The sequence below is a fragment of the Streptomyces sp. NPDC002130 genome (assembly GCF_040296465.1).
Taxonomy (GTDB): domain Bacteria; phylum Actinomycetota; class Actinomycetes; order Streptomycetales; family Streptomycetaceae; genus Streptomyces.
This window is the reverse complement of record NZ_JBEOXI010000031.1, coordinates 1-23,071: the sequence shown is the minus strand read 5'-3', so window position 1 is coordinate 23,071 and position 23,071 is coordinate 1. Positions and strand designations below refer to the sequence as shown.

Genomic DNA, 23,071 nt, shown 5'->3' with positions numbered 1-23,071 from the left:
CGGAAGGTCATCCTCCGGCTCTGGCTCAGCGCGCGTACTCCTTCGCCACGCGCTCGATGAGCTGCCGGGACTGGTCCACGTTCAGCGACTGGGCGCGCAGGTGCTCGTACATCACCGTGTACTTCTGCACGTCCAGCGGCTTCTCCAGGTACAGGTCGCTGGTGACGCCCTCGATGTAGACGACGCTCGAGTCGGCCGCGTCGGCGAACTCCAGGATCGAGTACTGGCCGTTGATGCCGGCGTGCGCGCCGACCTCGAACGGCAGGACCTGCACGGTGATGTGGGGCAGCTGCGACATCTCGATGAGGTGCTCGAGCTGCTCGCGCATCACCGGCCGGCTGCCGACGATCCGGTGCAGGGACGCCTCGTCCAGGACCACCCACAGCCGCAGCGGTTCGGTCTCGGCGGTGATCCGGCCCTGCCGGCGCAGCCGCACCTCGACGCGCTTGTCGTTGTCGGCCTCCGACGCCTCGGGCGAGCCGCCGCGGATGATGGCCTCGGCGTACGCACGGGTCTGCAACAGGCCGGTGATGATCTGGGGTTCGTAGACCCGGAGCGACTCGGCGTCCGTCTCCAGGCCGATGTAGACGCTGTAGGGGATGTCCCCGAAGGCGTGCCACCAGCCCTGCTGCCGGGAGTCCTTGGCCATCTGCATCAGCGAGTCGACGATGCGCTGGTCCTCGACCTCGTAGACCCCGCACAGGTCGCGGACGTCGCGCTGGCTGATGCTGCGCCGGCCGTTCTCCAGCCGGCTGATCTTCGACTGCGACACCAGCAGCCGCTCCGCCACCTCTTCGGCCGTCATGCCCTTGAGCTCGCGGAGCCTGCGGAGCTCCTGGCCCAGCCGGCGCCGCCTGACGGTGGGATTGACATTGGACGCCACGGGACGTGCACCTCCGGCTGCGTGCCTCTACTTTGCGTATCTGCTGTTGAGCAGACTGCCACCAAGGTGCTTACTACCGCTGGGAAACGGTGGATATGCGACGGGTACACGCCAGTCGGGGCACGGCACGCCGAGCGGGGCGGAGAGAGTGTGCGCTCTCTCCGCCCCGCTCGGACAGCGGCTCCCGTGACCGGGTTCGTGGGTCCCGTTGTGCGTGCCGGTCGTAGGTCTTGCGGGCGCGGCGCGCGGCTCAGTGGGCCACGGCGCGCGCCATGGTTCCGTGGCGCGGCTGCATCGGAACGCCTCGGGCGGGTTCCGTTGCGGGCCTGGTTCCGCCGGCGGCCTGACGGCCGGGCGGTGCCGGGCTGCGACGCGGCTGGGCCGCGACGCCGTTCTGGACGTCCATCACCGCGTGCGCGACGAGACCGCCCATGGGGTCGTGCCTGATCAGGTCCCTGAGCCGGGAGCGAGAGGAACGCCCCTCGTTGCCCGGGTACAGGTGCTTGCCGAGGCCGACCGCGTGAGCGAGGGCGGCGAGTGCCGCGGTCCGCGGGTCCGGCGGTACGCCGGTGCGGATCGCGGAGTCCAGACGGGACCTGATCTCCCGGCTGATCTCGGTGTCCGTCGCCTGGTAGCGAGTCGTCGGCAGCACTCCGCACATCTGGCCGGCCACGGCATGCACCATGCCGCACCGCTCCAGATGCGAGAGGTAGGTCTGGCGCAGCCCCAGTCGCGGCCCGCCAATCCAGTTCACTGCCCGCACGGGAGCGCCACGCCTTCGCAGCAACTCCAACGCGCAGTCCAACGTTGGGTCTCCAGTCGGCCGTGGTGCCACCACGGCGATACGATCCCCGTCTGGGGCTATCCGTCCGGCCAGCGCCAGCTCTACTAGCTGTGCTCCGGCCAGACCGAGGTCGAGCGACTGCGGCTGTGCGGTGGTACCCGTGGTCGGGTCCAGCGCCAGCAGCAGAAGCTCCTCCGGAAGTGTTCTGCGGCTCCTGCCCATCCATGCCTCCCCGCGTGGATGAAAGACAGGGTGACCCCTCTCACATTGGTCTGTCGAGGGTGCGTGACCGGTTCGTAGTGGAACCAGTAGGTATGTCGTTCTCGTCTACCGGATGGGTTTGGCCCGCACACAGGACACTGGTACATGGTTCGGACAGCGCCGGAGCGGTGTCACGGGCGGCGGTTCACGGTTCGGTACGCGCACGCGGGGAGTGCGGCGCGAGGAGGAGGCATCGGTGGCGGGCGAGTCCCCCGACAGGTCGAAGCAGCGCGAGTCGTCGGCACGAAGGACGTCGGGGAGCGCGAGTCCGGTTCCGGAGGCCAGGAGCGAAGCCGCCGACCCGCGGCTCGCGGTGGCCCGGGACGCGGAGAAGTCCTCGGCACGAGGCGGCGCCGATACGGCGACCCGTGTGCTGTCCACGCGGACGGCGGAGGAACCGGAGAACTCCGAGCGGCCCGAAGGCGACTCGGACGCGGAGCGCGCCGCGAGTGGCTCGGACGTGGAGGACGCGGCCGCCGACGCCGGGAGCGACGCGGACACCGAGGACGCGGCCGCCGGTGCCGGGCGCAGTGCTTCCGGCTCCGCCGACGGGGCCGGGGGCGGTGGCTCCTCCGACGGCGAGGGCGGTGACGGGCGGCTGCGGGATGCCGTGGCCGCGTGGGTCGCGTCGGCGGACGGTGAGGAGGCTGCCGCCGAGGGCGGTGACGAGGTTCCCGCGGCCGAGCGCGCGCAGAAGGCCGGGAAGCCCGAGGAGACCGAAGCGGACGCCCAGGAGGCCGGGAAGGCCGACGCGGGCGCCCGGGGCGGTCAGGAAGCCTCCGAGGGCTCGGGAGAAGACGCGGGCGCGTCCGAGGGCCCCGACACGGGCGACGAGGACGGCAAGGAAGCCCCAGGGGCGGCGTCCGAGCGCTCCGAAGCGGGCCGGGACGACGCCGACGAGCCCGAGGCGGACCGTTCCGCCACAGCGGACGGCGGGAGCGGCGCGGACACCGCGGACACCGCGGAGGCGAACACGGACGAGCGGGCGGCCGGGTCCACCGGCGGCGCCAAGACCGCGCCCGAGGCCGCCGGGACCCACACGGACGCCGAGACGAAGGCCTCCGACACCGAGGCCGAGGCCGAGTCGAAGGTGGCCGACGCCGAGGACGACGCTGCCGAGCGGGCCGGCGACAAGGGCCGCGCCCCCGTCGACCCCCGTGTCTCCACCGCCACCGACGCAGCACCGAAGGCTGCCGGGGCGAAGACCTCCGGCGCCGAGACCGCCGCCGACGTCGACGCCGTCGAGGACGAGCCCGAAACGGACGAGACCCCGAAGTCCGGCGCAGCCACCGGAACCCCCCAGGACAAGCCCGGCGCAGGCAAGGCCGCGAAGCCCGGTGAAACCACCGGTACCGCGACGGGCAAGCCCGGCACCGGCAAGACCCCGAAGGCCGCCGGTGCCGCCGCCGCGGGCGACGTCGGCGAAGACGACGGCGACGCCCCCGCCGAGCCCCCCGTCGACCAGCCCACCGCCGTCTTCAAGGCCCTGCGGCCTCCGGTCGATCAGCCCACCACCATGCTGAAGCTCGGGGGTGCGGCCAAGGACCTCCCGAAGTCGGACCTCCCGAAGACGGATGCTCCGAAGACGGATGTTCCGAAGGAGGCCGCTCCGAAGACGGACGCTCCGGAGCGGGACGCCGAACGGACCAGCAAGTTCGTCGCGCTCAAGCCGCTTGACGACCCGGCGGCCAGGAAGCCGGTCGCACCGGCCGAGGCCACCGCGCCCGTCCCCACCGTCGGCCCCGAGCGGACCACGCAGCAGCCGCTGCCGCCCAAGCCGCCGCTGGATCTGCTGGCCGAGCTGACGAACACCCCGCCGCCCCCGGAAACCCCGCTCCGCACGGCGGCCCGGCGGGTGAAGATCTGGACGCCGCTGGTACTGCTGCTGGTGGTCGTCTTCGCGGTCGTGCAGAGCGTGCGCCCGCTCCCCGCGCCCACCCTGGAACTCACCGCCAAGGACAGCTACACGTTCGAGGGCGGCAAGGTCGACATCCCCTGGCCCGCCGACGGCCAGGCCGCGCTGGACGTCCAGGGCATCGGCACGTTCGGGTCCTCCGGCGAGCAGAAGCCCGTCCCGATCGCGAGTGTCGCGAAGGTCATGACCGCCTACCTCGTCCTGCGCGAGCACCCGCTCAAGAGCGGCGAGGACGGCCCGAAGATCCTCATCGACCAGACCGCCGAGGACCAGTCCGACGCCGGCCAGGAGTCCACCGTCGATGTCACCAAGGGCGACCGGATCACCGAGCGGGAGGCCGTGGAAAGCATCCTCATCGCGTCCGCGAACAACGTCGCGCGACTGCTCGCCCGCTGGGACGCCGGCTCCGAGAAGGCGTTCGTGCAGAAGATGAACGACGCCGCCAAGGACCTCGGCATGAAGAACACGACCTACACCGACCCGTCGGGCCTGAACAACACGACCGTCTCCACGGCCGTGGACCAGGTGAAGCTCGCCAGGGCCGCCATGCAGCAGCCCGCGTTCCGCGAGGTCGCGGCGATGATGTCGTACGTCGACTACAAGGGCACGAAGCACGACAACTGGAACCGTCTGGTCGGCTCCAACGACGTCACCGGCATCAAGACCGGCACCACCACCTCGGCGCTCGGCAACCTCGTCTTCGCGGCCAAGAAGGACGTCGACGGCGAGACCCACCGGATCATCGGCGCGGTCGTGCGCCAGCCCGCCGGCGGCCCGGACAACACGATCCTGGGCGCCGCGCTGCACGAGGGCGACAAGCTCATCCGGGCCGCGCAGGGCGCGCTGGAGTCGGCGACGATCGTGAAGAAGGGCGACGTCGTCGGGTACGCCGACGACGGTCTCGGCGGCCGGACGCCGGTCGCCGTCACCGAGGACGTCACGGCCGTCGGCTGGGCGGGCCTGTCCGTCAAGCTGACGTTCGCCGGGGACGACCTGCCGCACACGGCCAAGGCCGGCACGAAGGTGGGCACGCTCACCGTCGGTGACGGCACCACCAGCGCCGTGAAGGTCCCGGTCGCCCTCCAGAGGGACCTGACGGAGCCGGGCTTCGGGGCCAAGCTCACGCGCATCGGCTGACCGCTGCGCGACCCGCACCACCGCACCCCGCCCGGCAACGGCCCGTCCGGGCGCCGCCCGGCGGGGTGCGTGCTAGCGTCCCGAATCGGGACAGGTCGCCGCTCGCGCAGGCGATGTGGCGGAAGCCGAGAACAGAAGACGGGACACGGGGAGTGCCTTCGAGTGGCCACTGCGGAGCCGACACGCGCAGACGACACCGGACCGGGCTCGGTATCAGGCCCGCGAATACGCCTGCCCGAAGCGCCGGAAGTCGATGCGCCGGAAGCCCACGCGTCTGACGGCAGCGCGTCTGAAGACAGCAGGGCGGGGTTCCAGTGGCCCGCCCCCGTACTGGCGCTGCGTGAGCGCATGCTGCGCCACCCCGTGCTGTCCATCACGGGCCTCGCCGCGGCGCTGCACATCCTCTGGTTCTTCACGTTCGCGAACAGCGGCGGCGATCTGGCCGCGCAGGACGCGTGGGCCGAGTTCGTCGGCCGGCACCCGGACTCGGCGTACAACCTCGCCTGGTACGGCGGGATGCACCCGGTGTCGTACAGCGTGGTGTCGCCGTATCTGATGTCGGTGCTCGGCGTGCGGACGACGATGATGATCGCGGGGACGGTCTCGGCCGGTCTGCTGACCCTGCTCCTGCTGCGCAGCCGCTCCGTCCTCAACCCGCTGTGGGCGTCGCTGGCGGGCGTGTTCGGGCTGTTCTGCAACGCGGTGTCGGGGCGGGTGACGTTCGGTCTTGGCATGATGTTCGCGCTCGGCGCGGTCGCCGTCGTGTTCTGCTGGCCCTACCGGTGGCGGTACAAGCGCTGGGCGAAGGCGCTGAGCGCGGCGCCGCTGGCCGCGCTGGCCACCATGGCCTCGCCCGTCGCGGGCCTGTTCGTGGGCCTGGTGGCGGTGGCGCTGTTCCTGCAGAAGCGGCGGCCGGGCGCGTGGGCGCTGGGCCTGGCGCCGACCGCGGTGGTGGGGGTGTCGGCGTGGCTGTTCCCGTTCTCGGGCACGCAGCCGATGGTGATCGGCTCGGTGCTGCTGCCGCTCGCGTTCTCGGTCCTGGCCTATGTGCTGGTGCCGCGGGAGTGGAAGACGGTCCGGCTCACGGCAGCGGTGTACGGCCTCGGGGTCGTGCTGGTGTGGCTGATCAGTTCCCAGATTGGTTCGAACATCACCCGGCTGGCGATGCTGTTCGCGGGGGTCGCGCTGGTCGCCGCGCTGCCGTTCACCGTGCCGCGCAGCCGCAAGTGGTACGCGGCCGTCGTGGCGCTGTGCGGTTTCGGTGGGTGGATCGGCTTCAAGACGGTCGACGACATCGTGCACACGGCCCCGGCGGCGTCCTGGTCGCGTGAGCTCGCGCCGCTCGTCAACGAGTTGCAGCAGGTCGGCGCCGAGAAGGGCCGGGTCGAGGTCGTCCCCGCCCGCTCCCACCGCGAGGCCTCCGCGCTCGCCCCGTACGTCAACCTGGCCCGCGGCTGGAACCGCCAGGCCGACATGGAGCGCAACCCCCTCTTCTACGACGACACGCTCAACTCGGCGAACTACCACGAGTGGCTGAAGCGCTGGGCGGTGCACTACGTGGTGCTGCCGAAGGGCGAGCCGGACGGTGACGGGGGGCAGCGGGAGCGGGCGCTGGTGCAGCGCGGGCTGCCGTATCTGACCCAGATCTGGGGCAACGACACCTGGCAGCTGTTCAAGGTGACCGCGCCGACCCCGCTGGCAGAGCCGAACGCGGTGGTCGACCGGGCCGAGCAGGGCGAGATGATCCTCCAGGTGAAGAAGGCGGGCCGGATCCTGGTGCGCATCCCGTACTCGCCGTGGCTGAGCATCGTCGACGTGGAGGGCAAGAGCCTGAAGCCGCCCCAGGAGACGGAGGAGTCCAGGAACCGTCCCGAGGACGAGCCGAAGACGTATGTGAACGTCAACGGCTGCCTGACGGAGACGGAGGAGGACGCGCAGGGCGACAAGTGGACGGAACTGCTGGCCCCGAGGGCCGGCACGTACCGCCTGGCGGCGCCGTACCAGCTCCCGCGGGGGACGCCCTGCCCGGAGGAGCTGCGAGACGAGCAGCGCTGAAGCACACGGCTGCCAGACAGATGTGCCCATGGAGCAGACGCCCCCGCAGAGTGGGTTGCTGCCATAAAAGTGGGTAATATCCCGCGCAACACCGGCCGGTGGGGGGCCTCGACGGCGTGGGTGGTGGGCAATGCGAGCCGTCGGCCGTCCCTGATCACCTCTTCCTCCCTGGCTGCACAGGTGTGCTTCAGGGGGGAGTGGTGGCATGTTCGACCTTTCCGAGAAGAGCCTGTTAGGGCGGCTGGCCCCGGAAGACCGGCAGCAGTTGCTGACACTCGGCACCAGACGTCAGTTCGAGGCCGGCGGCGTCCTCATACGCCAGGGCGAAGTCGCGGACATGGTCTACGTCCTACTGGACGGCTTTGTGAAGGTGACCGCGATCAGCGAGGAGGGGCACCTGGTCTTTCTCGCCGTACGGTCTCAGGGGGAGCTCGTCGGCGAGGTCGGCGTCCTGGACGGCAGTCCTCGGCCGACCACGGTGACGGCGACCGGAGCGGTTGTGGCGCTGGGCGTCGGCGGACCCCCGTTCCTCGGGTTCCTCGCCCGGCGTCCTTCCGCAGCAACCGTGGTCACTCGGAGCGTGACCGAGAAGCTCAGGTTCTCGATCCGACGACGGCTGGAGGACGTCGGCTCCGTCCGCGCGCGTCTCGCCAGGGTTCTGCTCGACCTCGGCGCGCGCTGGGGCCGGCCGGGACCACACGGGACGGAGATCGCGGTCGGACTGAACCAGGGCGAAATAGCGGCCTTGGTGGGAGCAACGGAGCGCTCGGTGAACGAGGCATTCGCGGACTTCAGGTCGCTGGGAACGCTGTCCATCGGTTACCGGCGCGTGGTGATCCACGACTGGAGCGGCCTGCGCAAAGCGGCGGGCAGCACCGTCTGAACCCACGCCGAAGGTTTCTGGTCAAATCCCGCAGCAGGACGGGGAGTCGGCGACTCTACTGTTCTTTGATGGGGAACCCACCGTTTGCACCAACCATGACCCCGTTCGCCCCGGACTCAACGGAACTGTCTGCATCTGCCTCCCGTGGTGGATGCGACCGCACGTCATCGCACGACAAGGGGGGAGAACCATGGACCGCAACGTCAGTACCTCAGCACAGGTTCAGATCACCCAGGAAGGCGCCACGACGGTGACGCTGCACGGCCTGGCTCCGCGCACACCCTTCCGGTTCTGCCTGGTCGACAAGCGTGGACGGGGAGTCGCGGAGTCTCCGGAGTCACTGACGGACGAGAACGGGGTGGCGGCGGGTGTGCTGCCCTGGACGGTCGACTGGTCGAAGCTGCGCTGTGTCGTGTTGCTGCCGCTCACCAGCAGCACGATCGAACTGCCGGAGCCCGCCCATGCCGATCAGCACCGGCCGACGTACACCGACGAGCGACGCACTTTCACGGGCCTGATGCGTCGCGGCCTGAAGGAAAGTGGCCTGGAGCAGGCTCTGAGCCGCGCGTTCGCACGAACGCCCCTTTCAGGACTGCCGGTCCCCCTGCGGAACGCGGTGGAGGAAGCCCGCGGCTACGGGCCCGGCCGGGTGCTGGTGATTCAGGAACGCGCCAAGGACCAGCCCGTTTTCGCCGTGTACCACCAAGCCCCGCAGCAGCGTCCCCAGCTCGTCGAGCAGGTGTCGGCAAGCGTTGTCGGGCCCTGGCAAGGTACGTCTGTCGCCTCCTGGCCGGCAGCCGGGTCGGCCGACACACGCGCCTGGGAAATCAGCTGACACGACCTGCGAGGAGGAAGTGGCCGTCATGGCATTCAGCGACGTGCTGGGCATGTTGGACGACTGGTTCGACGACGCGATCGACTGGGTCTCGGAACGGATCGAAGAGATGCTGGTGGCGACATTCACCGCGCTGGGGTCAGCAGCCGCCTGGGTGGTCAACGCCGTCGGACGGTATTTCAAGAGCGTTCTCGACTGGTTGTTCGGCTTCTCATGGGTCCGCAACGGGGCCAAGAAGCTGATCCTCTGGCTCAAGGGCGATGAAGCAACGGCATTCAATCTCTCTGAATACCAGATCCAGGAGCTGAAGACCTTGGATCAGCTGAAGAGCATGCCACCCACAGCGAAGCGGACCGTGACGCTGACCGAGACCGAGCGTCAGGCGTTCAGCCAGACAGGTCTGAACGCCGGAAAGCTGTACGTCGTCGATCACCACTGAACCGCCGGTGACGGCGCGCAGCAGAAGAGTCGGGGGAAGCCATGCGGATCATCTCGTTGTTCCCGCCCGAGTTGTCGGGGTCACTGGCCGAGCAGATCAAGGAAATACTCCCGGAGAAACTGCTGGGTGAGGCAGTCCGGCTGGTTCTGGCACCGTCGTGGTCGGAGATCGAGAGTCTGGCGCACGGCGCGTCTCATGTGGTCTTTCTGGAGTCCGAGAGCCGGTTCGCCCAGAGGACTTCGCAGGTGCGCGCCTTCGCGGTCTCCGGCTATCACGACCAGGAGCAGGGCGAGCAGATTCTCGCCCAACTCCAAGAGGTGCCGATTCGTCTGCCCGCCGGGGTGCCGCTACTGCACGTCCACCTCGACGGCGGAGACCCGGGGGCGCACGATGACCGTGCCGATTCCGCCTCGGACCGGCGCGGCACCGATCCCGCGTCGCTCTACCAGCTGGTCCGTCCCCGGGCCGGTCTGGACGACCTGGTCCTCACGGAGGCGACCAAACGCCGGCTCCTGCGCAATGTCACCGCGCTCCGCCATCGCGAGACCCTGCTGGACTGGGGTTTTGGTGACATTCCCGGCTACGAGAACCGCTTGGGAAGTTCCCTGAACTTCGTCGGCCCTTCCGGGACCGGGAAGTCCCTGGCGGCCAGGGCCGTCGCACATGAGCTGGGCCGCCCCCTGCTGGTGGTGGACTACGCACAGCTCGAATCGGCCTATGTGGGCGAGACGTCCAAGAACATCAAGGCCGTCTTCGACGCGGCCACCGAGGAGCAGGCCGTCCTCTTCTTCGACGAAGCGGATTCCTTCCTCGGCGCCAGGGTGCAAGAGGTCCGCCAGTCGTACGACACCGCGGTGAACAGCACCCGGGCGGTCATGCTCATGCGACTTCAGGATTTCGACGGCGTGGTGCTCTTCGCCACCAACCTGCCCACGAACTATGACCAGGCCTTCTATCGCCGCATCCTCGATCACGTCGAGTTCCCACTCCCGGACGAGCGGTCCCGCGCCCGCATCCTCGCACTGCACACTCCTGCGCGCCTGCCCGGGAAGGAGTTCTTGGACTTCACCGCACTGGCCGCGTGCAGCGAAGGGCTGAGCGGCGGCGACCTGGCCAACGTGATGTACCTGGCGTCCCTGCGCCTACTGGAGCGCATCAGTGGCGGGGACGAGCAGGCCATGCTGGTGCAGACGGACGTCATCGAGGCGGTGGATGACGTCCGCAGCGGCAAGAGCTTGATGAACGAGGGGCGCCAGACGGCCGGGCGACTGCGCGAGCTCACCGACCGGGACCTCGGTCCTGCCCCGGGTTCCCCGGAGGGCGGATGAGGTCCGAAGACCTCGGGACTCACCGCAGCTCGGCCACGTACCGGTCCGTGCCCGGCACCGTCGGGATGAACGGCGCGACCAGCTCCACTCTGCCCAGGCCTGATTCCGCCACCGCCGCGTCGAGGCCGGTGAAGGAGGGGTCCCAGCACTCCCTGGGGTCGGTCTGGAGGAACCACAGGAGCGTCAGGCGGGTGTCGACGCCCTCGACCTGTTTGACGTACGTCATGCGGTCGCCGGGGAGGGGCGTGGGGCGGAAGACCGTCACCAGGGCGGCGGGGGAGCCCGCCAGGCGCTTGGGGAGGTGGCGGGTGCGCAGCCACTGAAGGAGCGGGGCGCGTTGCTCGGGAGTGTCCGCTTCGACGACCTGGAGGACCAGGCCCGCGTAGGGGTGGTCGAGGGCGTGGACGTCCCGGGGGCCGGCCGCTCCGTCGCGGTACACCGTCACCTCGTGGTTCTGGAACGCCGTGAGGACGTGCGTGCGGTCGTGGTAGACGCGGGCGTCCCGGTTGAGGCGCTTGTTGACGGCGACCGTCCAGCGCATGTGGTCGTCGTAGCGGCCGGCGGTGATCCAGTAGGTGGAGAGGTAGCAGCCGGCGGTGACCGGCTGGGCGATGGCCGACTTCTCGGGGTAGCGCAGGAGCTGGAGGTCCCGGGTCGCCACCCAGCGGCGGCCCGCCTGCATCCAGGGCATGGCCATCGCGCCGGCGTAGTAGTGGTCGTCCTCGTACCAGCGGTTGTAGGCGTACTCGTGGCCGGGGTGCGGCTCGACCATGGTGATGAGGGCGTGCCCGGGGTGGGTGCCGTAGGGGCCGACGGCGGCCAGTTCGGCGTACAGCTCGCTGCGGGTGTCCTCGCTCATGCCCTTCCCCTTCGTCGGTGGCTGACCCATACTCTGACGCTCCGTCAGATATAGCGCCAGGGTTCCGGTCCGGGAGGTCCTGCCATGTCACTGCTCGCGGGGAAGACGGTCGTCGTGTCGGGGGTCGGGGCCGGGCTCGGACGGCAGGTCGCGGCGGCCGTCGTACGGGATGGGGGGCGTGCCGTGCTCGGGGCCCGGACGGAGGCGAGCCTGGCGAAGACGGCCGCCGAGGTCGATCCCGGCGGGGCGTGCACCGCGTACCGGGCCACGGACATCTCCGACGAGGCGCAGTGCGAGGCGCTGGCCCGGCTGGCGCGGGAGCGGTTCGGCGGGATCGACGCCGTCGTGCACGTGGCCGCGCTCGACAGCTACTTCGGCGGGCTGGAGGACGCCGACTTCGAGTCCTGGCGGTCCGTGCTGGACGTGAACCTGCTGGGCACACTGCGGATGACGCGGGCCTGTCTGCCGTCGCTGAAACAGGGCGGTGGATCCGTGGTGTTCGTGGGGACGCAGTCGGCGGTGGCCGCCCCCTCGCAGGTGCGGCAGGCGGCGTACGCGGCGTCGAAGGGGGCGCTGACGAGTGCGATGTACTCGATCGCGCGTGAGCTGGGGCCGCACCGGATCCGGGTCAACACCGTGCTGCCGGGCTGGATGTGGGGGCCGCCGGTGCGGGCGTACGTGCAGTTCGCGGCGCAGTCGGAGGGTGTCCCGGAGGCGGCGGTGCTGGAGCGGCTGACCGAGCGGATGGCGCTGCCGGATCTGGCCACGGACGCGGATGTGGCGGACGCGGTGGCGTTCCTGGCGTCGGACAGGGCGCGGGCGATCACCGGACAGTCGTTGCTGGTCAACGCCGGGGAGCTGATGCGGTGAGTTCATGTGAGTGAACGGTAACCATCACACAGAACTTCTTTACCTCCCTTTGACCTGACGCTCACTTGTCGTGTTCACGCGGCAGCGCCCACGATGAGCGCCGGGCTGATCCCTGGGAGGGCGCACATGAACGGTCTCGACTGGGCCGTGCTCATCGGCTACTTCGCCGTGATGGTCGCGATCGGCGTCTGGTCGCACAAACGCGTCGACAACGTCAGCGACTTCTTCACCGCCGGCGGCAAGATGCCGTGGTGGCTCTCCGGCATCTCGCACCACATGTCGGGCTACAGCGCGGTGATGTTCACCGGGTACGCGGGCATCGCCTACACCTACGGCGTCACGTCCTTCGTCACCTGGTCCTTCCCCATCGCCCTCGGCATCGCCATCGGTTCGAAGCTGTTCGCCCCGCGCATCAACCGGCTGCGCTCCAGGCTCCATGTGGCCTCCCCGCTGGAGTACCTGAAGAACCGCTACGACCTCAAGACGCAGCAGGCGCTGGCCTGGTCGGGCATGCTGCTGAAGATCGTGGACGTGGGCGCGAAGTGGGCGGCGATCGCCACGCTGCTGTCCGTCTTCACCGGGATCTCCCTCAACCAGGGCATCCTCATCACCGGCGGCATCACGGCGGTCTACTGCACGATCGGCGGCCTCTGGGCGGATGCGCTGACCGAACTCGGCCAGTTCGTCATCCAGTTGCTGGCCGGCATCGCGATGTTCGTGGCAGTCTTCGTACGCCTCGACGACCACGGCGGCTTCTTCGGCGTCTGGGACTCGCCGGAGCTCCAGGGCCACGGGAAACCGCTGGTCGGGCCGTACGGGACGGTGTTCCTGCTCGCGTTCCTCTTCATCAAGCTCTTCGAGTACAACGGCGGCATGCTCAACCAGGCGCAGCGTTACATGGCCACGCCGAACGCCAAGGAGGCCGAGCGGTCGGCCCGCCTCTCGGCGATCCTCTGGCTGGTCTGGCCGCTGGTGCTGTTCTTCCCCATGTGGATGTCGCCGCTGCTGGTCGAGTCGCAGAAGCAGGACGGCTCGGACTCCTACGCCCTGATGACCGAACAGCTCCTGCCGCACGGCCTGCTGGGCCTGGTCATCGTCGGCTTCTTCTCGCACACCATGGCCATGTGCTCCTCCGACGCCAACGCCATCGCGGCCGTGTTCACCCGGGACTGCGCGCCGGTGATCTGGGCGCGGGCCCGGGCCTGGAACCAGAGCCAGGGCCTGCGGGTCGCCCGGGTCGCCACGGTCGTCTTCCTCGGCCTGTCCATGGCGGCGGCGACGCAGGTCAACTCCCCCGCGTTCAAGGACATCATCACGGTGGTCATCAAGTGGGTGGCCGGTCTGATGGGCCCGATGGCCATCCCGATGATGCTGGGCCTGCTGCGCGCGTTCCGCCGCTCCGGCCCCACGGCGGCCCTGGTCAGCTGGTCGATGGGCCTGTTCGCGTTCTGGCTGGTGAACTACCCGATCGACTGGAACGTCGAGGGCGGTGTGCCCCTCCAGTACCAGGTGTCGATCCCGCTGGCGGTCTCGCTGGTGCTGTACGTCCTCGTCGGCTTCATCCGGCCGGAGGACACACCGGAGCGGCTGGCGATCATCGAGAAGATCAACACGGACGGGGACGGCGCGGCATCGGCCACGATCCCGACCCCGGCCGGTCCGGCGGACGACGTGGTGCGCCCCTCCAAGAGGTGAACCCCCGGACGCTCACGCCGGGCGGCACCCTGTCCCGTTGGGCAGGCGCCGCCCGGCACCACCGCACAGAGGCGGGACGTGCGTCCGTCAGGTCACCCGGCGGCGGATCCACCAGGCGCAGAACCCGGCCAGGGCCAGGGCGAGGCCGAGGTAGAGCCCGGTCTCGGCCCATTGCAGGGCCCAGAAGTTGCCGGCGGGCTGGTACGTCACCTGCTGTTTGTAGCCCAGGGCGCCGAGGTCGGCGATGCAGCCTTCGAACTGCTGCAGGGTGGGCGGGCCCGACTCGGTGCGCAGGCAGTCGGGGAAGGACGACGGCACGGGGGCCGGCTGGCCCGCGGCGTTCAGCGTCTGCTGGGAGGTGACCCAGGCCCCGGGCACCTCGTCGAGGTGCGCGATGATCTGCCCGGCCTCGTCCTGGACGCTGATGGGGGCGCCGTCGGGCTCGATCGGCACGGTGGTCCGGTCCGCGGCGGCCAGGTGGGACCGGATCCACATCGGCACCACGATCTGGACGGCGACGTAGAGGGCGAACGTGGTGGCCATCGCGGGCAGGGTACGGCGGATGACCAGCCCGAGGGCGACGCCCAGGACGAAGGCGAAGGCGGCATGGGCCATGGGGACGACACCCCGTGCGGCGAAGGCCACGGGATCGATCCGCGCGAAGTACGTGTCCGTCGGACCGCCGCCGTCGATCGCCCGGTCGATGGGGCTGCTCCACCAGCTCACCGCGAGGCTGGTCAGTCCGGCGGCGGCCATGGAGGCGGCAGCGCCGAGGCCCAGCTTGGTCGCCAGCCAGCGCGTGCGGGTGACGCCCTGGTTCCACGCGAGGTAGTGCGTGCCGGTCTCCAGCTCACGGGAGATCAGCGGCGCGCCCCAGAACATCCCGATGACCGCCGGCACCGCGAGCACGACCAGCAGCCCGGTGTAGTAGAGGCTCTGGTCCGAACCGGAGACCTGGTCCACCAGGCCGCTGCCGGCCGTCCGGTGGAGGTCGGCCAGTTGTGGGCCGGTGACCGCGAGGACGGCGGCGAGGACGGCCACGGCGGCGAAGACCACGGCGGCCTGGGTGCGGAACTGGCGCCAGGTCAGCCAGATCATCGGAGTACCTCCAGTGCGGGCCGGGTGTCACGCACCGCATCGGCGGGCCGGGTCATGTAGGCCAGGACGACGTCTTCCAGGCCGAGGGGGCTGACGGTCCAGGACGGATCGTGGACCGCCGTGTCGGTGCGCACCAGCAGGGTGGTCTGCCGGTCGGTGTGGCTGGCGGTGATGACGTGCTGCCCCGCCGGGAGCGTGGCCGGGTCCCGCCGCGGTCCGGTGAGCCGGTGGTGGCAGGCGACCAGGTCGTCGATGTCGCCGGCCACCTGCACCCGGGAGTCGACCAGGACGATGAGGTGGTCGCAGGTCCGCTCCACGTCGGAGACCAGGTGGGAGGAGAGCACGACGCTCAGCTCGTGCTCGGCGACGGCCTCCATCAGGTCCTGCATGAACTCCCGTCGGGCGAGCGGGTCCAGGGCCGCGACCGGCTCGTCGAGGATCAGCAGCTCCGGGCGCTTGGCGATGCCGAGGGTGAGAGCGAGCTGCGCGCGCTGGCCGCCGGACAGCTTGCCGGCCCGCTGCCCGGGGTCCAGCCCGAGGCGGCGGATCCGGTCGCGCGCCACGGCGTCGTCCCAGGTCGGGTTGAGGCGCTTGCCGAGGTCGAGGTGGTCGGAGACGCTCAGCGCGGAGTAGGTCGGGGTGTCCTGGGCGACGAAGCCGACCTTGGCCAGCTGTTCCACACCCGCGGCAGGACGGCCACCGCACACCTCGATGGTGCCGGCGGTCGGGGTCAGCATCCCGGAGGCCAGCTTCAACAGGGTCGACTTGCCGGCGCCGTTGGGCCCGACCAGGCCGACCACCCGGCCGGCGGGGACGTCCAGGTCGCAGTTCTGCAGCGCCCAGCGCTGCTTGTACCTCTTGCCCAGGCCCTGGGCTCGTAAGACGGCGCTCACGCCACGTCCTCTCCGGCGGCGTCACGAAACGTGCTCGTGAACAGCGCCTCGATGCTCTCGTCGTCGAGCCCGGCCAGGCGGGCCTTGGTCAGCCAGCGCTGCAGGTCCTTGCGCAGCGGTCCGTGCGCGGCGAGCGTGCCGTCGGCCAGCGTCCGGGTCACGAACGTCCCGACGCCGGGGCGGGCGGCCACCAGGCCGTCGTGCTCCAGCTCCCGGTACGCCTTGAGCACCGTGTTCGGGTTGACGGCCATCTGCTTCGCCACGTCCTTGACCGTCGGCAGCCGGTCCCCCTCCTCCAGCAGACCCAGGCGCAGCGCGTGCCGTACCTGCTGGACCAGTTGCTGGTACGGGGACAGGCCGGACCGGCTGTTCAGGTGGAACTCAATCACCAGTTCCTCCATTTATCTAGTTGCCTAGCACTATAGCCCTCTAAGTCGGCCGTACGGCAAGGTGCGCACGGTGCTCAGGTGCCGGGAAACGACCGCCCGGAGACACAGGTCACCGGGATCGCGAGGTGATGGCCGGGATGAGGTTCGTCCTCGCCGAGCCCGGCTGTGGTGATGGTGTCCGGCGTCGTGTCGCGGGGCGCAGCGGGAGCGTTTCAGGCTCTCGGATAGCGGGCGAGCCAGCCGGGGGACGAACCGCCCGGGCCGTGCAGGGCCGGGCCCTGGGTCATCTCCATCGCGAAGTCGTCGGCCAGCTCCAGCATCGTGGGGCGGCCCTCCAGCTCGGCCAGCCAGGCCGGGGGGAGGGCCGTCTCGCCGTGCAGGGCACCCAGCAGGCCGCCGGTCAGCGCGGCGGTGGCGGCGGACGGGCCGTCGTGGTTGACGGCGAGACACAGCCCGTGCCGGACGTCGGCGGCCACGAGGGCGCAGTACACGGCGGCGCTGACGAGCCTCTCCGCCGTACCGTCCCCGCACAGCTCGGCCACGCGCTCGGGCCCGGGCATGCCCTGCCGCACGGCACCGAGCGCGTGCTGGAGTGCTTCCGCCACGGGCTGGTGGCCGGGCCAGGCGGCGAGCAGCGCGAACCCTCGCTGCACGGCCCCGTCAAGACTCTCGCCGAGAGCCAGCGCGTGCACAACCACGGCGTACGCGCCGGCCGCGAGGCAGGCGGTGGGATGACCATGAGTCTGCGCCGCGCACTCCACCGCGAGCTGGGCGACGAGCTGCGGCTCCCACCCCACGAGCAGCCCGAACGGGGCGGACCGCGCGGCGGCCTCCGGCCCGAGCTCCCCGGGATTCTTGGGCGCGTCCGGGGTCCCCATGGTCTCGTCCCCGAGCCCCAGCAGCAGCGCGCGACTGGGATCCCGCCGCGCGTACAGCCACTCCTCCCGCGCGAGCCACCCGTCGTCCTTGCGCCGCTCGTCGGGCCCCCAGTCACGCTGGGTGGCAGCCCACCGGCGGTACGCCCGGTGCAGGTCGGTGGGCGGATGCCAGGCGCCGGTGTCGCGCCGCACCTGGGCGCGTATCAGTCCGTCGACGGAGAAGAGGCTGAGCTGGGTGAGGTGTGTGACGGCACCCCGTCTCCCATAGGCGGGAGCGAGATCCACGAGCCCCTCCGCGCCGTGAGCCTCCCGTATCGCGTCGATCCCCAGCACGTCGACGGGCGCACCCAGCGCGTCCCCGACGGCCACACCGAGCAACGTCCCACGCACCCGGCTACGAAAGTCCTGCTGCTCCGTACGCCCCCAGACGGCACCGGCAGTCGCACCCACCTTGACCTCCCAGGGACCGTCCACACGTACGACGCCCAGCACTGTAATCGAACGGGGACGGGGGGTTCAGAGGCCGGAACGCCGCCTTCACGGCCGGCTACGGACCGTAGCTCTGAGCACTCGAGGGTATCGGACATGCGTGCGAGGATCCCCGGGTGAACGATCTACGCGTACGCCCGGCCACCGGGGCCGATCTGCCCACCCTCGTCCGCCTCCGCGACGACGCGGCCCGCTGGATGCTGGACCGGGGCATCATGGGGCAGTGGCAGCCGGGAGAGCTCGACGAGTCCCACTTCCGCCGGGTCATGACCCACGGCGAGGTGTGGCTGGCCGAGTTCGGAGGGCACGTCGCGGGCGCCTGGGAACTCTGGTGGGAGGACGAGGCCGCCTGGGGCCCGCAGCCGCCCGTGGCCGGGTACGTGCACCGGCTGATGGTGGATCGGAGCACCGCCCCGCCCGGGACGGGCCGACGCCTGCTGCGCTCCGCGGAACACCGCGTGGCCGCAGCCGGACGGACTTGCGTACGTCTGGACTGCCTGGCCGGCAGCGTCCCGCTGACCACCTACTACCGGGACGCCGGATACCGCGTCGTGGGCCACAAGGAGGGCAAGCCACAGCCGGGCGGGACGCCCAAGTCCTTCACGCTGCTGGAGAAGAAACTCGGGCGGACTGCCTGAGACCCGTCCGTGCGGTCTTGATCGACGACGGGTCGATGTCAGCCGTACCAGATCACGTTGCAGACGTAGACACACGCGTGGCGGGGTACGGCCAGAAAGCTGATGAAGCCCCGCCCGCCCAGCAGGTCGAACTCCCGCAGCCCCGCCTCCCGGTCGAACGGCCTGCCGACTCTCACAGAGTCATGGCCCAGCGCTGCCAACTGTCGAGTTGGCGATGTTCACCCCTGCGGGTGAGCCGTGGGGGCGGTGGGGGCGGGTTGGTTCTTTCCCCGGTTCTTTGGTTCTTGACATCGGGACCGGCCGGGTCATGACGGGCCGCGATCCGGCCCCTCGAGCCTCCAGTCCGTCAAGTCACCCCTGGAGCCCAGCCTCAGTTCGGCCCATACCGTCTTGGCGTGGGCAGGTGCCTCCTCCACTCCCCAGCGGCTCGCGTACGCCGCGACGATCCACAGACCCCGGCCGAACTCCGCGTCCCCACACCCCGGTTCCGAGATGCTCGGGACCCGGTCACCCCGGGCGTCGGTGACCTCGATACGCAGCGTGCGGTCGGCGCGCAGCTTCAGGGCCAGTCTGAAGTCCCTGCCCTGGACCCGCCCGTGCAGCACCGCGTTCGACGCCAGCTCCGCCACGACCTGCGCGGCGGCGTCGTACGCCTCGCCCCACTCGTCGAGCTGGCGTTCGGTGAGCAGCCGAGCCAGTCGAGCACCCCTTCGAGTGGCGGACAGCTGGATCGCGAAGTGGCGTACGGGGGTGCTGGTTTCAGCGAGGGATTTCTGGCTCATGTCACCCAGCGTGGCCGCCCGTCCCTACTCTGAACAGCGACGACCCCGGTACGGAGCGTGACTGTCCGGGCGCATGGCGGGGTCGTACGGCTCGTACGCCAGGAGGGGAACGCGTGGAGGACGAGGAAGCGGCGGCCGTGCTCAGGACGGTCGGGCGGCAGATCAAGATGTGGCGCGAGGCGGCCGGGCTGAGGCAGGCGGAGTTCGGTTCGGCGATCGGGTACGGGGAGGAGATGGTGTCGTCCGTGGAGCGGGCGCGGCGGATCCCCAAGCCGGATTTTCTCGACAAGGCCGATGAGGTGCTGGGTGCGGGGGGCAAGATCTCCGCGATGAAGGAGGATGTGGAGAGGGCTCGGTATCCGAAGACCGTCCGGGACCTGACCAAGCTGGAGGACCAGGCGGTCGAGCTCGGAGCCTACGCGGCCCTGCACATCCACGGGCTGTTGCAGACTCCCGAGTATGCCCAGGCGCTGTACGCGATGCGGCGGCCGGCGTACAGCGAGGACGAGATCGAGCGTCACGTGGCAGCGCGCATGGCACGGAAGGCCGTTTTCGATCGGGTGCCCCATCCCCTGGTCACCTTTGTCCAGGAAGAGATGACGCTGCGACGGCCGCTCGGGGGCAAAATGGTGCTGCGCCGCCAGCTCGAACACCTGTTGAAAGTGGCTGAGTTTAGGCACGTCGAGATCCAGGTGATGCCCACGCGCAGGGAGGACCATGCGGCCGTGATGGGCTCGTTCCGGCTGCTGAAGCTGCAGGACCGCACGGCGCTCGGACACACGGAGAGTCAACTGTCCGACCGGGTGATCAGTGATCCGAAGGAGGTCCAGATCCTCGATATGCGCTATGGCATGATCCGGGCTCAGGCACTCTCGCCCCGCGATTCATTGGCGTTCATCGAGAAAGTACTGGGAGAAGAGACATGATGCCCACCCCGCTGACATGGATCAAGAGCAGCTACAGCGGCAACGACGGACCCGATTGCGTAGAGGTCGCCATATCCACTGCTCAGCCCACCGTCTTCCTCCGCGACTCCAAGAACCGGGACGGCGCCCGGCTGGCGTTCACCGACGGTGCCTGGTCCGAGTTCGTGGAGTTCGCGGCGGGGCGTTGAACCTCAGTTCTGAACAAGGGGCGTTTCGGGAGTCTCGGCCGGCTGGTCGGTCTCCTCGCGCTCCTTCTTCAGGGCGAGTTCCCGCGCCAGCTTCTCCGAGTACAACCTCATTTCCGCTTCTTTGCGCTCGTCGAACACCGATGCCTCCTTTGATGCAGGGGTGTTGAGGGTGAAGAAAAAAGGGGGGTGGGGGGTTCCCAGGCAGATGCGCGCTAGGACCGGGGGGAACGGCAGCGGTCCGGGAGTGAGTGTGCCGACTGGGGGTGATGTTCGTCGGGAATCAGCCGCCGCACCGTCTTCATCGCACACCTCCTGGGAATAACTCGACTGGATCACAGGCCTCTTGTCTCAAATCCTACCCGGCTACAAGGATCCGAGTCACGGTCCCATTACCGTCGCACACAGGTAATTCGCGGGTTGTTCACCTGGCGATTGCGGTCCTGGTGCACCGGCCGTCTCACTCCTCGACGTCGACCACGACCCATTCGCTGATCTCTTTCCACTGACGGATCGCCTGCTGGTGGAAGGGGTGAACGAGATAGCGGTCGACCGCGTCCATGTCGTCCAGGAGCCCTTCGACCAGGAAGTCGTAGGCGATGTCCCGCGGGGACACATTGCGCCCGTAGCGCCACTCGCGCAGATCCGGCACCTCGCCGCCCACCTTCGCGGCTGTGCGTTCCGCTCCCGCAGCCCGCGGATCAGCCCAGTCCACCCCGGGCTTGAACTTGAACAGGACGACGTGCCGTATCACGACGCGGCTCCTTCTGGCCGTGCGACGGTGGGCTGTAACGTGCCGACGCCCCGGCACAGCTTCAGGACGCTCGTCGCGATCTGTGTCCCGCACTCGCCGAGGCCGTCGCGGTAGCGGGCGAGGATCTCCATCTCCCGGGTGAACACCGTGCGCGGGCCGCCGGCATCGGTGCGCATCTTCTGAATGCCCGAGGACACGTGGGCGCGCCGATTGAGCAGTTCGATGATGTGCGCGTCGATCGCGTCGATCGCGTCGCGCTCCTTTTGGATACGGGAGGTGCTGTCGACCGTTTCGGTCATGATGGGGCTCCCTTCGGGTCACGTGCTCGATGTGTGGTGCCGGGGCCGGAAGCCGGCCAGTCGCCGGGCCGCCTCCCGGAGTCGTTCTTCCGGGGCGAGCAGGCTCACGCGGACGTATCCCTCGCCGTGCTCGCCGAACCAACGTCCGGGTGCCACCGCCACGTGGGCCCGGGACAACAGTTCGTCGGCGAACGCGACGGATCCGTTTCCCCCGGGTGGGACCGGCAGCCAGGCGAAAATGGAGCGGGGTGTGTCGACGGACCATCCGGAATTCCTCAGCCCGTCCAGGAAGGCGTCCCGGCGCTGCTCGTACGTCTTCACCAGGTGCCGGACGCTCTCCTGGGGCCCGGTCAGGGCCGCTACCGCCGCCCGCTGGATGAACGGGGGAAGCGAGACGTAGTAGTGCTCTTGGAGGAGATCGATCGCGGCGATGACGTCGCGGTGTCCCACCACGGCACCGACGCGCCATCCCGCCATGTTGAAGGTCTTCGACAGGAAGATGAACTCGACGCCAACGTCCTTGGCGCCGTCCGTCTGCAGGAAGGAGACGGGGCACTGCCCGTCGAAGGCCAGCGCCCCGTAGGCGAAATCGGACGCCACGATCACGCCGTGCTCGGCGGCGAACCGCACGGTGTCCTCGTAGAACCCGTGCGGGGCCGTCACCGAGGTCGGGTTGTTGGGATAGTTCAGGAACATCAGCTTGGCCCGCTCGCGCGCGGCCGGGTCGAGGGCTCCGTAGTCCGGGAGGAAACCGTTCTCCCGCAGGAGCGGCAGGGGGTGCATGTGAGCCCTGGCGAGCAGCACACCCGCCCAGTAGTCCGGGAAGGCGGGATCCGGCATCAGACACACGTCGCCGGGGTCGAGGAAGCACTGGCTGATCTCGACCAGGCCGGCCTTCGCGCCGAACAGGATCGCCACCTCGGTCTCCGGATCCAGCCGCACTCCGTACCGCGTCGCGTACCAGGCGCTGATGGCGTCCTTGAGTTCGAGCAGTCCGGAGAAGGCCGGGTAACGGTGGGTGACGGGGTCGAGTACCTCCGTCCGGAGCGCCTCGACGATGTGTGGTGGTGTCGGCAGGTCGGGATTCCCCTGGCACAGGTTGATGACGTCCTCGCAGGTAGATCTCGGCCCGCCGCCTGGTGCACGCCCCGATCTCGACACGGCGTGGCTGGTCCAGCGCCTCACGAAACTTGCCCGGGGTATGGATGTGAGCCTTCGACGCAGTCTTCAGCTCATCGAAACGCTCAGTCAGTCTCCCAACGAGATTCGCGTGACCTCGGAGCAACGAGGGTGGGGAGACTTCTACGGCACCAGCTCCAACCAGTACGTTGCCGGCTGGTGGTCACTGAAAGATGCTACTGCCGTGGATATTACATTTACTGTCCCGGACTGCACCTACTTCGGCGTAATGCTGTACAACCACTGGTTCGAGTCCTTCGAGTACCGCGACCACACCGTCAACCTCAACGACGCCCACTTCGAGCGCAACGACGATGGAACCGTGACGATCCGAATCGGGGGAGTAGAAGGCGACAGAAACCGGTTGAACCCCTGCAACCACACCGAAGGCATTCTGTTGGCGCGCTGCCTGGAGCCCGCTGAGGATGTCACTTCGCCTCATGTGGAGATCATTCGATGACCGACGAAATAGACCTGCCGTTGGCAGGTGTCCGAGTAGTGGAGATCGGTCAACTGATCGCAATACCCGGCCGTACCCCAGGAACGCGCTGCACCACGGCTCGTTGAGTGTGATCCACTGCTCCACCCGGTCGCCCAGCGCCTCGCCGACGATCTGC

General features: G+C 69.5%; 25 protein-coding genes. 12 read left to right on the top strand and 13 right to left on the bottom strand.

What is annotated here, in order from left to right; translation table 11 throughout:
* Positions 1-25 precede the first annotated feature (25 nt).
* Positions 26-883, bottom strand: coding sequence for a helix-turn-helix domain-containing protein (locus tag ABT116_RS08545; RefSeq protein WP_033312892.1), 858 nt, complete (start codon positions 881-883; stop codon positions 26-28).
* Positions 884-1,133: 250 nt separating this feature from the next.
* Entirely contained in the window at positions 1,134-1,889 is a 756-nt protein-coding gene (locus ABT116_RS08540) for a GOLPH3/VPS74 family protein (protein ID WP_104780067.1), read from the bottom strand.
* 235 nt (positions 1,890-2,124) lie between these two features.
* Here ABT116_RS08540 and ABT116_RS08535 point away from each other — a divergent pair, with 235 nt between their 5' ends.
* The 6 genes from ABT116_RS08535 to ABT116_RS08510 all read left to right on the top strand — a co-directional run bounded on the left by ABT116_RS08535 (position 2,125) and on the right by ABT116_RS08510 (position 10,520).
* Positions 2,125-4,980, top strand: coding sequence for a D-alanyl-D-alanine carboxypeptidase (locus ABT116_RS08535; protein ID WP_351629700.1), 2,856 nt, complete (start codon positions 2,125-2,127; stop codon positions 4,978-4,980).
* Between the two features lie 162 nt (positions 4,981-5,142).
* Complete coding sequence (locus ABT116_RS08530) at positions 5,143-7,035, top strand: DUF8823 domain-containing protein (RefSeq protein WP_351629698.1); 1,893 nt, start codon at positions 5,143-5,145, stop codon at positions 7,033-7,035.
* A 205-nt stretch (positions 7,036-7,240) separates the two neighbouring features.
* Entirely contained in the window at positions 7,241-7,918 is a 678-nt protein-coding gene (locus ABT116_RS08525) for a Crp/Fnr family transcriptional regulator (RefSeq protein WP_351629695.1), read from the top strand.
* A gap of 190 nt (positions 7,919-8,108) precedes the next feature.
* On the top strand, positions 8,109-8,753 hold the full coding sequence (locus ABT116_RS08520; protein WP_351629688.1) for a hypothetical protein: 645 nt from the start codon (positions 8,109-8,111) through the stop codon (positions 8,751-8,753).
* 28 nt (positions 8,754-8,781) lie between these two features.
* Positions 8,782-9,192, top strand: a complete 411-nt coding sequence (locus tag ABT116_RS08515) for a hypothetical protein (RefSeq protein ID WP_351629685.1) — start codon at positions 8,782-8,784, stop codon at positions 9,190-9,192.
* Between the two features lie 41 nt (positions 9,193-9,233).
* Entirely contained in the window at positions 9,234-10,520 is a 1,287-nt protein-coding gene (locus tag ABT116_RS08510; protein ID WP_351629683.1) for an ATP-binding protein, read from the top strand.
* Positions 10,521-10,539: 19 nt separating this feature from the next.
* On the opposite strand, the gene ABT116_RS08505 is transcribed toward ABT116_RS08510, so the two are convergent.
* Complete coding sequence (locus tag ABT116_RS08505; RefSeq protein ID WP_351629680.1) at positions 10,540-11,379, bottom strand: hypothetical protein; 840 nt, start codon at positions 11,377-11,379, stop codon at positions 10,540-10,542.
* A gap of 84 nt (positions 11,380-11,463) precedes the next feature.
* Between ABT116_RS08505 and ABT116_RS08500 the strand changes: the two genes are divergently transcribed.
* Complete coding sequence (locus tag ABT116_RS08500; protein WP_351629677.1) at positions 11,464-12,249, top strand: SDR family oxidoreductase; 786 nt, start codon at positions 11,464-11,466, stop codon at positions 12,247-12,249.
* A 126-nt stretch (positions 12,250-12,375) separates the two neighbouring features.
* Positions 12,376-13,944 carry a sodium:solute symporter family protein gene (locus ABT116_RS08495; protein ID WP_351629675.1) on the top strand — a complete coding sequence of 523 codons (1,569 nt, stop codon included), beginning with the start codon at positions 12,376-12,378 and terminating at the stop codon, positions 13,942-13,944.
* Between the two features lie 87 nt (positions 13,945-14,031).
* Here the strand turns inward: ABT116_RS08495 and ABT116_RS08490 are convergent, their stop codons facing one another.
* The 4 genes from ABT116_RS08490 to ABT116_RS08475 form a co-directional block, all read right to left on the bottom strand.
* Complete coding sequence (locus ABT116_RS08490; protein WP_351629673.1) at positions 14,032-15,042, bottom strand: ABC-2 membrane transporter-related protein; 1,011 nt, start codon at positions 15,040-15,042, stop codon at positions 14,032-14,034.
* Positions 15,039-15,935, bottom strand: a complete 897-nt coding sequence (locus ABT116_RS08485; RefSeq protein WP_351629670.1) for an ABC transporter ATP-binding protein — start codon at positions 15,933-15,935, stop codon at positions 15,039-15,041. The genes ABT116_RS08490 and ABT116_RS08485 overlap by 4 nt, the downstream gene beginning before the upstream one ends.
* Positions 15,932-16,336 (bottom strand): GntR family transcriptional regulator, encoded by a 405-nt coding sequence (locus ABT116_RS08480; RefSeq protein WP_184561234.1) that lies wholly within the window; start codon positions 16,334-16,336, stop codon positions 15,932-15,934. The genes ABT116_RS08485 and ABT116_RS08480 overlap by 4 nt, the downstream gene beginning before the upstream one ends.
* Positions 16,337-16,536: 200 nt before the next feature.
* The gene (locus ABT116_RS08475; RefSeq protein WP_351629667.1) at positions 16,537-17,652 is read right to left on the bottom strand and encodes an ADP-ribosylglycohydrolase family protein; all 1,116 of its coding nucleotides are present in this window, start codon (positions 17,650-17,652) and stop codon (positions 16,537-16,539) included.
* A 155-nt stretch (positions 17,653-17,807) separates the two neighbouring features.
* On the opposite strand from ABT116_RS08475, the gene ABT116_RS08470 reads away from it, so the two are divergent.
* Positions 17,808-18,329, top strand: coding sequence for a GNAT family N-acetyltransferase (locus ABT116_RS08470; protein WP_351629665.1), 522 nt, complete (start codon positions 17,808-17,810; stop codon positions 18,327-18,329).
* A 38-nt stretch (positions 18,330-18,367) separates the two neighbouring features.
* On the opposite strand, the gene ABT116_RS08465 is transcribed toward ABT116_RS08470, so the two are convergent.
* Positions 18,368-18,505, bottom strand: a complete 138-nt coding sequence (locus ABT116_RS08465) for a hypothetical protein (RefSeq protein WP_351629662.1) — start codon at positions 18,503-18,505, stop codon at positions 18,368-18,370.
* A gap of 129 nt (positions 18,506-18,634) precedes the next feature.
* Complete coding sequence (locus ABT116_RS08460) at positions 18,635-19,111, bottom strand: ATP-binding protein (protein WP_351629660.1); 477 nt, start codon at positions 19,109-19,111, stop codon at positions 18,635-18,637.
* 113 nt (positions 19,112-19,224) lie between these two features.
* Between ABT116_RS08460 and ABT116_RS08455 the strand changes: the two genes are divergently transcribed.
* Complete coding sequence (locus tag ABT116_RS08455) at positions 19,225-20,037, top strand: helix-turn-helix domain-containing protein (protein ID WP_351629657.1); 813 nt, start codon at positions 19,225-19,227, stop codon at positions 20,035-20,037.
* Positions 20,034-20,225: a DUF397 domain-containing protein gene (locus ABT116_RS08450; protein WP_351629655.1), complete on the top strand. Its 192-nt coding sequence runs from the start codon at positions 20,034-20,036 to the stop codon at positions 20,223-20,225. Before ABT116_RS08455 ends, ABT116_RS08450 begins: the two co-directional genes overlap by 4 nt.
* A 3-nt stretch (positions 20,226-20,228) precedes the next feature.
* On the opposite strand, the gene ABT116_RS08445 is transcribed toward ABT116_RS08450, so the two are convergent.
* From ABT116_RS08445 to ABT116_RS08430, 4 genes are all read right to left on the bottom strand, one after another.
* Positions 20,229-20,363, bottom strand: a complete 135-nt coding sequence (locus tag ABT116_RS08445; RefSeq protein ID WP_351629654.1) for a hypothetical protein — start codon at positions 20,361-20,363, stop codon at positions 20,229-20,231.
* Positions 20,364-20,682: 319 nt separating this feature from the next.
* On the bottom strand, positions 20,683-20,976 hold the full coding sequence (locus ABT116_RS08440; RefSeq protein ID WP_351629651.1) for a Dabb family protein: 294 nt from the start codon (positions 20,974-20,976) through the stop codon (positions 20,683-20,685).
* Positions 20,973-21,275, bottom strand: a complete 303-nt coding sequence (locus ABT116_RS08435) for a chorismate mutase (protein ID WP_351629649.1) — start codon at positions 21,273-21,275, stop codon at positions 20,973-20,975. The genes ABT116_RS08440 and ABT116_RS08435 overlap by 4 nt, the downstream gene beginning before the upstream one ends.
* 18 nt (positions 21,276-21,293) lie before the next feature.
* Positions 21,294-22,436: an aminotransferase class I/II-fold pyridoxal phosphate-dependent enzyme gene (locus tag ABT116_RS08430; protein ID WP_351629647.1), complete on the bottom strand. Its 1,143-nt coding sequence runs from the start codon at positions 22,434-22,436 to the stop codon at positions 21,294-21,296.
* A gap of 109 nt (positions 22,437-22,545) precedes the next feature.
* Between ABT116_RS08430 and ABT116_RS08425 the strand changes: the two genes are divergently transcribed.
* Positions 22,546-22,914, top strand: coding sequence for a hypothetical protein (locus ABT116_RS08425; protein ID WP_351629758.1), 369 nt, complete (start codon positions 22,546-22,548; stop codon positions 22,912-22,914).
* The last annotated feature ends 157 nt before the right edge of the window (positions 22,915-23,071 follow it).

Bases quoted from the DNA above. Each gene is read 5' to 3' on its own strand.
- ABT116_RS08480 (WP_184561234.1), bottom strand. From the start codon at position 16,336: ATGGAGGAACTGGTGATTGAGTTCCACCTGAACAGCCGGTCCGGCCTG.
- ABT116_RS08520 (WP_351629688.1), top strand. From the start codon at position 8,109: ATGGACCGCAACGTCAGTACCTCAGCACAGGTTCAGATCACCCAGGAA.
- ABT116_RS08515 (WP_351629685.1), top strand. From the start codon at position 8,782: ATGGCATTCAGCGACGTGCTGGGCATGTTGGACGACTGGTTCGACGAC.
- ABT116_RS08510 (WP_351629683.1), top strand. From the start codon at position 9,234: ATGCGGATCATCTCGTTGTTCCCGCCCGAGTTGTCGGGGTCACTGGCC.
- ABT116_RS08435 (WP_351629649.1), bottom strand. From the start codon at position 21,275: ATGACCGAAACGGTCGACAGCACCTCCCGTATCCAAAAGGAGCGCGAC.
- ABT116_RS08490 (WP_351629673.1), bottom strand. From the start codon at position 15,042: ATGATCTGGCTGACCTGGCGCCAGTTCCGCACCCAGGCCGCCGTGGTC.
- ABT116_RS08525 (WP_351629695.1), top strand. From the start codon at position 7,241: ATGTTCGACCTTTCCGAGAAGAGCCTGTTAGGGCGGCTGGCCCCGGAA.
- ABT116_RS08450 (WP_351629655.1), top strand. From the start codon at position 20,034: ATGATGCCCACCCCGCTGACATGGATCAAGAGCAGCTACAGCGGCAAC.
- ABT116_RS08460 (WP_351629660.1), bottom strand. From the start codon at position 19,111: ATGAGCCAGAAATCCCTCGCTGAAACCAGCACCCCCGTACGCCACTTC.
- ABT116_RS08500 (WP_351629677.1), top strand. From the start codon at position 11,464: ATGTCACTGCTCGCGGGGAAGACGGTCGTCGTGTCGGGGGTCGGGGCC.
- ABT116_RS08505 (WP_351629680.1), bottom strand. From the start codon at position 11,379: ATGAGCGAGGACACCCGCAGCGAGCTGTACGCCGAACTGGCCGCCGTC.
- ABT116_RS08495 (WP_351629675.1), top strand. From the start codon at position 12,376: ATGAACGGTCTCGACTGGGCCGTGCTCATCGGCTACTTCGCCGTGATG.
- ABT116_RS08540 (WP_104780067.1), bottom strand. From the start codon at position 1,889: ATGGGCAGGAGCCGCAGAACACTTCCGGAGGAGCTTCTGCTGCTGGCG.